This window comes from Saccharomonospora iraqiensis subsp. iraqiensis, from assembly GCF_000430445.1.
Taxonomy (GTDB): domain Bacteria; phylum Actinomycetota; class Actinomycetes; order Mycobacteriales; family Pseudonocardiaceae; genus Saccharomonospora; species Saccharomonospora iraqiensis.
Map to the genome: position 1 here is coordinate 94,575 of NZ_KE387090.1, position 7,486 is coordinate 102,060.

The 7,486-nt window shown below is 71.0% G+C and carries 5 protein-coding genes; 2 read left to right on the forward strand and 3 right to left on the reverse strand.

Going from position 1 to position 7,486, the window contains the following annotated elements; translation table 11 throughout:
* Positions 1–793, forward strand: a 793-nt coding sequence (locus tag ACTIR_RS23115; protein WP_233345899.1) for a serine hydrolase, incomplete at its 5' end; no start/stop codon positions are given.
* Between the two features lie 57 nt (positions 794–850).
* Here ACTIR_RS23115 and ACTIR_RS0112680 read toward each other — a convergent pair.
* Complete coding sequence (locus tag ACTIR_RS0112680; protein ID WP_026454569.1) at positions 851–1,300, reverse strand: CBS domain-containing protein; 450 nt, start codon at positions 1,298–1,300, stop codon at positions 851–853.
* A 95-nt stretch (positions 1,301–1,395) separates the two neighbouring features.
* Here ACTIR_RS0112680 and ACTIR_RS0112685 point away from each other — a divergent pair, with 95 nt between their 5' ends.
* A complete protein-coding gene (locus ACTIR_RS0112685) occupies positions 1,396–3,516 on the forward strand; it encodes a prolyl oligopeptidase family serine peptidase (protein WP_026454570.1) in 2,121 nt (706 codons plus the stop codon).
* A 143-nt stretch (positions 3,517–3,659) separates the two neighbouring features.
* Here ACTIR_RS0112685 and ACTIR_RS0112690 read toward each other — a convergent pair whose 3' ends face one another.
* Both ACTIR_RS0112690 and nrdR read right to left on the reverse strand, forming a co-directional pair.
* Entirely contained in the window at positions 3,660–6,566 is a 2,907-nt protein-coding gene (locus ACTIR_RS0112690; protein WP_026454571.1) for a vitamin B12-dependent ribonucleotide reductase, read from the reverse strand.
* 17 nt (positions 6,567–6,583) lie between these two features.
* Complete coding sequence (gene nrdR, locus ACTIR_RS0112695) at positions 6,584–7,099, reverse strand: transcriptional regulator NrdR (RefSeq protein ID WP_026454572.1); 516 nt, start codon at positions 7,097–7,099, stop codon at positions 6,584–6,586.
* Between the last annotated feature and the right edge of the window lie 387 nt (positions 7,100–7,486).

The following is a 7,486-nucleotide window of genomic DNA, read 5'->3' on the forward strand; positions in this document are numbered from 1 at the left end:
GAGAACGGAGGTGGCCGGCGACGTCGTCGCGGCCGTGGCCGACCGGGTCCCGGGCAGTCGGGTGGGGCTGACCGTGTACGACCGCGCCACCGCACGCACGGTGGCCGAGCACGATCCCGGAGGGCGGTTCCACACCGCCTCGGTGGTCAAGCTGGCCATCGCCACCCGGGTGCTGCGCACCGCGGGATGGCGCCCCCCGCCCCCGGGGCCCGAGCGGGGACGTCTCGTGCGGATGCTGGCGGCCAGTGACGATTTGGTCGCCTCCGACCTGTGGGCGCGGTACGGGGGTCCCGCGGTGGTGCACCGGACGGTGGCGGAGGCGGGCCTGCGCGCGACCACCCCGCCCGCCGAGCCCGCGGAGTGGGAGCTGACCGTCACCACCCCGCGCGACCTGCGCATCCTGTACACCTACATCACCGACGGGATTCCCGACCCCGCCGCCGACCTCGTGCTCGGTGCCCTGTCCGGGGCGCGGACCACCGCCGCCGACGGCCTCGACCAGAGCTTCGGCATCCGGTCGGCCCTGCCGGACACCGAAACGGCGGTGAAGCAGGGGTGGATGCGTGTCGACGGGGAACTGGTCCTGCACACGACCGGGCTGGTGGGGGCGGATCACCGCTACGTCGTGGTGCTGCTGTCCCGGCACCCGGCAGGCACCGACCTCACCACGGCCGCCACGGCTCTCACGGAGGGGGTGGCCGCGCTGGCACCCGCCCTGACCGGGATCCGTCCCCCACCGGACTCGGCCGGGACCGACTGCCCTCCCGGCACCCGCGCCGAGGGCCCCTGCTGAGGCCGACCGGTCCACGAGCCGGGACGGACGGCCCCGGCGAACGGCACCGGAACCGGCTCACCCCGTGGTGTCGAACCTGCCGCCGACGATGTAGGACTCCAACTGCTCGCGGTCCTGCTCCAGTTCGTCCATCCGGGACTTCACGACGTCCCCGATGCTGACGATCCCGCCGAGGACACCGTCCACCAGCACCGGTACGTGCCGGATCCGCCGCCGCGTCATCACGGCACTGAGCTCGTCCACCGAGTCCTCCGGGGTGCAGCCCGCGACGTCCGTGGTCATGATGTCGCCGACCCGGGTGGCCAACAGGTCGGTGCCCCGTTCGCGCAAACCGCGCACGACGTCCCGTTCGGAGACGATGCCGATCACTTCACCGGCCGGACCGACCACCACCAGGGCCCCGACGTTGTGCTCCGCCAACCGGGCCACCAGGCCGTCGACCCCCGTGTCCGGGGTGATCGTGGCGACCGTGGAACCTTTGCGCCGCAACAGATCGGCGATCCGCATGGGCCTCCTCCCCGTCGGTGAGCCGGATCACATCAGGCTACCGGGTGTCCACGCTGGGGAAAAGAGCACACGGGACGGCTGGCAGACTCGGTGGGATGAGTGAGGCGCACGTGACCACGGACGACGACCCGTTCCTCTGGCTGGAGGAGGTCGAGGGCGCCGAGGCGCTCGACTGGGTGCGGGCCCGCAACGCCGGGACCGTGGACGGGACCGCGCACCGGGAGTCGTTCGACCGGTTGACCGGCCGGCTGCGGGAGGTGCTCGACGCCGACACCCGCATCCCCTTCGTCCGGCGGCGGGGTGGGCACCTCTACAACTTCTGGCGGGACGCGGCCCATCCCCGGGGACTGTGGCGGCGCACCACCCTCGACGAGTACCGCAAACCGGACCCGGAGTGGGAGGTGCTGATCGACGTCGACGCGCTGGCCGCCGCCGAGGCGGAGAACTGGGTCTGGCAGGGCGCCACGGTGCTGCGCCCCGGCCACCGGCGGTGCCTGGTCGAGCTGTCCCGCGGTGGCGCCGACGCGGCGGTCGTGCGGGAGTTCGACCTCGACCGCCGGGAGTTCGTCCCCGACGGGTTCCACCTGCCCGAGGCGAAGAGCGCGGTGTCCTGGATCGATCGCGACCACGTCTACGTGGCCACCGACTTCGGTCCCGGGTCGCTGACCGACTCCGGCTACCCCCGGATCGTCAAGGAGTGGCGTCGGGGCACTCCCCTGCGGGAGGCCACCGTCGTGTTCGAGGGTGAGCCCGGTGACGTGGCGGTCGGCGCCACCCACGACCCGACCGAGGGGTGGGAACGCGACCTGGTCCGGCGGGACATCGACTTCTACCGCGGCCGGACGTGGCTGCGCACCGACACGGGACTGGTGTTCCTCGACGTGCCCGAGGACGCCGCCGTGACGGTGCGCCGGGAGTGGTTGCTGGTCCGCACCCGCAGCCCGTGGTGCCCCGCGGACGTCCGCTATCCCGCGGGCGCGCTGTTGGCGGCCCGCCTGGAGGACTTCCTCGCCGGGGACCGCACCCTGACCGTGCTGTTCGAGCCGGATGCGCACACCTCGCTCGACCGCTACGCCTGGACCCGGAACCACCTGCTGCTGGGCACACTGCGGGACGTCCGGACCCGGTTCCGCGTGCTGACCCCCACCCCCGACGGGTGGCGGGACGCACCGCTGCCCGGGCTTCCCGAGGTGGGCACCGTGGATCTCGTGGGCACCGATCCCTACGACAGCGACGAGTACTTCGTCCAGGTCACCGGCTACACGCAGGCACCGGTGCTGCTGCGGGGCACACTCGGCACCGGGCCGCCGGAGGCGGCCGGGGCCGCACCGCCGGACACGGCGGGAACCACACCGCCGGACACGGCGGGAACCACCGAACGACTGCGGGAGACCCCCGCGTTCTTCGACACCACGGGGCTGGAGACCGAGCAGCACTTCGCCGTCTCGGCCGACGGCACCCGCATCCCGTACTTCGTCGTCGGCCGGGCCGACCGGCGACCCGGACCGACGCTGCTCACCGGCTACGGCGGGTTCGAGCTGTCGGTGACCCCGTCCTACAGCGGGGTGATCGGCCGCGGATGGCTGGAGCCGGGCGGCACCTACGTGGTGGCGAACCTGCGCGGCGGCGGCGAGTACGGACCGGACTGGCACAACCAGGCGGTCAAGCGGAACCGGCTGCGGGTCTACGAGGACTTCGCCGCCGTGGCCTCCGATCTCGTCGACCGGGGTGTCACCACCCCCGATCTCCTCGGTGTCGAGGGCGGCAGCAACGGCGGACTGCTCACCGGGGTGATGCTGACCCGCTACCCCGAGCTGGTCGGCGCGGTGGTCAGTCAGGTGCCCCTGCTGGACATGCGGCGGTACCACCTGCTCCCGGCCGGCGCCTCGTGGATGGCCGAGTACGGCGACCCGGACGATCCCGGGGACTGGGCCACGCTGCGGCGGTACTCGCCGTACCACAATCTCGACGCCGGTGTGGACTATCCGCCGACGCTGGTCGTGACCTCGACCCGGGACGACCGGGTCCATCCCGGGCACGCCCGCAAGATGGTGGCGCGGATGCGCGAACAGGGCCACGACGTGACCTACTACGAGAACATCGAGGGGGGACACGGCGCCGCCGCCGACAACGCCCAGGCCGCGTTCAAGTGGGCGCTGGTGTTCGACTTCCTCTGGCGCCGGCTCACCGGAGAGCCCGCCCCGGAACCCGGCTGAGCGGGCCCCGCCGACCGCCTCGTCCGGTCGGTGTCCGGGCCGGCCGCCGACCCGGACACCTCACCTGCCGGGTACTCCCGACACCCGCGGACCGACCGGACACCGCGCGGTGCGCGGTGTCCGGTCGGCTGCGCGGTGTCCGGTCAGCTGCACCCGGAGGTGGCCCCGCAGCCCTCGCAGGCGTAGCAGGAACCGGCCGGGCGCATCTTCGTCCCACAGGTCATGCACAGCGGCGCGTCGGCCGCCTTGCCCATCTGCAGTTCACGCAGCTCGGTCGTGCTGTGCGCCTCGCCGGAGGGGCCGCCCGACCCGGAGGAACCGCGGTCCTCGCCCGACCGGTTCGCCCGGCCGTCCTCCGCGCTCTCCGTGGATTCCGTCGACTCGACGGTGCTGCGCAACGTGTTCAGGTCCACGTTCTGCTGTGCCGGATCCGCACCGCCGCCGTAGTCGGCCTCCACCTGGGCGGTGCGCTCGTCCGCGGTGAACACGCCGAGCACGGCACGCTTGTCGTAGGGCAGGTAGTCCAGCGCGAGCCTGCGGAACAGGTAGTCCAGCACGCTCGTGGCGATCCGCACGTCCGGGTCGTCGGTCATCCCGGCCGGTTCGAACCGCACGTTCTGGAACTTCTGCACGTAGAACTCCAGCGGGATGCCATACTGGAGGCCCACCGAGATCGACATCGAGAAGGCGTCCATCACGCCCGCCAGCGTCGACCCCTGCTTGCCCAGCTTGACGAAGATCTCGCCGAGGCCGTCGTCCGGGTACGAGCCCGCCGTGAGGTAGCCCTCGGCGCCGCCGACCGTGAACGACACCGTCTGGCTCGGCCGCTTCTTCGGCAGCCGCCTGCGCACCGGCCGGTACTCGACGACCTTCTCCGGCTCGGCCTCCTCCTCGGCGTCGGTCCCGTTCTTCTCGTTCTTCCCGGTGGACAGCGGCTGGCCGACCTTGCAGTTGTCCCGGTAGATCGCCAGCGCCTTCAGACCCAGCTTCCAGCCCTGGAAGTAGATCTCCTCGACGTCGGCGACCGTCGCGGACTCCGGCATGTTCACGGTCTTGGAGATCGCCCCGGAGATGAACGGCTGCACCGCCGCCATCATCCGGACGTGCCCCATCGGGGCGATGGCGCGCTCGCCGACCGCGCAGTCGAACACCTCGTAGTGTTCCGGGCGCAGCCCCGGGGCGTCGATCACGTGGCCGTGCTCGGCGATGTAGTCCACGATCGCCTCGACCTGCTCGTTCTGGTAGCCCAGCGACCGCAGCGCGCGCGGCACCGCGTTGTTGACGATCTGCATGGACCCGCCACCGACGAGCTTCTTGAACTTCACCAGGGAGAAGTCCGGTTCGACCCCCGTGGTGTCGCAGTCCATCATGAACCCGATCGTGCCCGTGGGGGCGAGCACGCTGGCCTGGGCGTTGCGCCAGCCGTTGGCGGCGCCGATCTCGTTGCCGCGCTCCCACTCGCGCGTCGCCCGCTCCCGCACGGCGGCGTCGTTGCCGTGGTAGGTGCGGATCAGCTCGTTGGCCGCCGCGTGCTTGCGCATCACGCGCTTGTGTCCCTCGGCGTTGCGGGCGTATCCCTCGTACGGACCGACCACACCCGCCATCTCGGCCGAACGCCGGTACGACACCGCGGTCATCAGCGAGGTGATCGACGCGGCGAGGGCGCGACCGCCCTCGGAGTCGTAGGCGTGGCCGGTCGCCATCAGCAGCGCGCCCAGGTTCGCGTAGCCGATCCCGAGCTGCCGGTAGCTGCGGGTCGTCTCGGCGATGGCCTCGGTCGGGAAGTCGGCGAAGCAGATCGAGATGTCCATCGCCGTGATGACCAGCTCGACCGCCTCGGCGAACCGCTCGGCATCGAAGGTGCCGTCGTCGCCGAGGAACTTCAGCAGGTTGAGCGAGGCCAGGTTGCAGCTGGAGTTGTCCAGGTGCATGTACTCCGAGCACGGGTTCGACGCGGTGATCCGCCCCGACTCGGGGCAGGTGTGCCAGTCGTTGATCGTGTCGTCGTACTGCAGTCCCGGGTCGGCGCACTCCCACGCCGCACGGGCCATCTTGCGGAACAGGGGTTGCGCGGGGGTGCGCTCCAGCACCTCACCGGTCATCCGCGCACGCAGGCCGAACTGCTCCCCGGTCTCCACGGCCTGCATGAACTCGTCCGAGACCCGCACCGAGTTGTTCGCGTTCTGGTACTGCACCGACGCACTGTCGCTGCCCCCGAGGTCCATGTCGAAACCGGCGTCGCGGAGCACGCGGATCTTGTGCTCCTCCTTCGCCTTGGTCTCGATGAACTCGTCGATGTCCGGGTGGTCGACGTCGAGCACCACCATCTTGGCCGCCCGCCGGGTGGCACCGCCGGACTTGATCGTCCCGGCGGAGGCGTCGGCGCCACGCATGAACGACACCGGTCCGGACGCCGTGCCGCCGGACGAGAGCAGCTCCCGGGACGACCGGATCCGGGAGAGGTTCAGTCCCGCGCCGGAACCACCCTTGAAGATCAGACCCTCTTCCTTGTACCAGTTGAGGATCGACTCCATGGTGTCGTCCACCGACAGGATGAAGCACGCGGACACCTGCTGCTTCGAGGTGGTCCCGACGTTGAACCACACCGGCGAGTTGAAGCTGAACACCTGGTGCAGCAGCATCCAGGTCAGCTCGTGCTCGAAGATCGCGGCATCGGCCGGGCTCGCGAAGTAACCGTGCTCGGTCCCCGCGGCGACATAGGTCTTCACGACCCGGTCGATGAGCTGCCGGAGGCTGTACTCCCGTTCCGGGCTGCCGTCGGCACCGCGGAAGTACTTGCTGGTGACGATGTTGGTGGCGTTGACCGACCAGAACTCGGGGAACTCCACCCCGCGCTGCTCGAAGTTGACCGTGCCGTCACGCCAGTTGGTCATGACGACGTCGCGCTTGACCCACCGCACCTCGTCGTAGGGGTGTACACCCTCGGTGGTGTGGACACGCCGGATACTCAACCCCTTGCGTGCGCCCGCGCCCTGACGCTTCTTGCCCTTGTGCGGGGCGTCTGCGCCGGCCCCCACGGTTTCTGTCATGACTCCCTCTCCCGCGTTCACAACTGGCGGCGACGTCCCGCGTCGTCCGCGCTTCTGGCGCTGTCGTCCGGTTGGTCCGTCGAATCGGCGATCACCTCGCGCAGCCCCCGGATCTCGGCCTCGAAATCCTCGATCGAGGAGAAGGCGCGGTAGACACTGGCGAACCGCAGATACGCCACGGTGTCGAGCTCCCGGAGCGGACCGAGGATCGCCAACCCCACCTCATGGCTCGGCACCTCGGCGACCCCGCTCGCCCGGACGGTCTCCTCCACCCGCTGCGCGAGCTGCTGGAGGGCGTCGTCGTCGACCGGGCGCCCCTGGCACGCGCGCCGCACACCCCGGACCACCTTGTCCCGGCTGAACTGCTCGGTGACCCCGGACCGTTTCACCACGGCGAGGACCATCGTCTCGGACGTGGTGAACCGGCGACCACACGCCGAGCAGGACCGGCGTCGCCGGATCGCCTGCCCCTCGTCCACCTCGCGGGAGTCGACGACCCGGGAATCGGCGTTCCGGCAGAACGGGCATCGCACCCTTCTCGCACCTCCCTGCGCACGTCCCTGCGCACGTTCACGCCCGCGTCGGAGCCGGCCGGAACGGACCGCCCGCCCACGAACCCTACCGCGATGGTACCCCAACTTGTGGAGCAACTACAGCAATGTAACTACTAGATGTAGGGGTCGACTCTATGGGGCGGCGGACACCGGCGCAAGCCGACAACCGCGCCGCGGCAGGTGACAACCGACATACCGGTGCCACCGACCGACGTGCCGGCCGGGCGCCGTGCGGAGAGCGCAGCGGCTCGCCCGGGCACGACATCCCGGGCACGACGACCGGAGCGGCGACGGAGACGACCGCGACATCTGGGGACTCGCCACGGACCGGCCGCGGCGCGGACCCCACCCTACGACGCCGCGGTC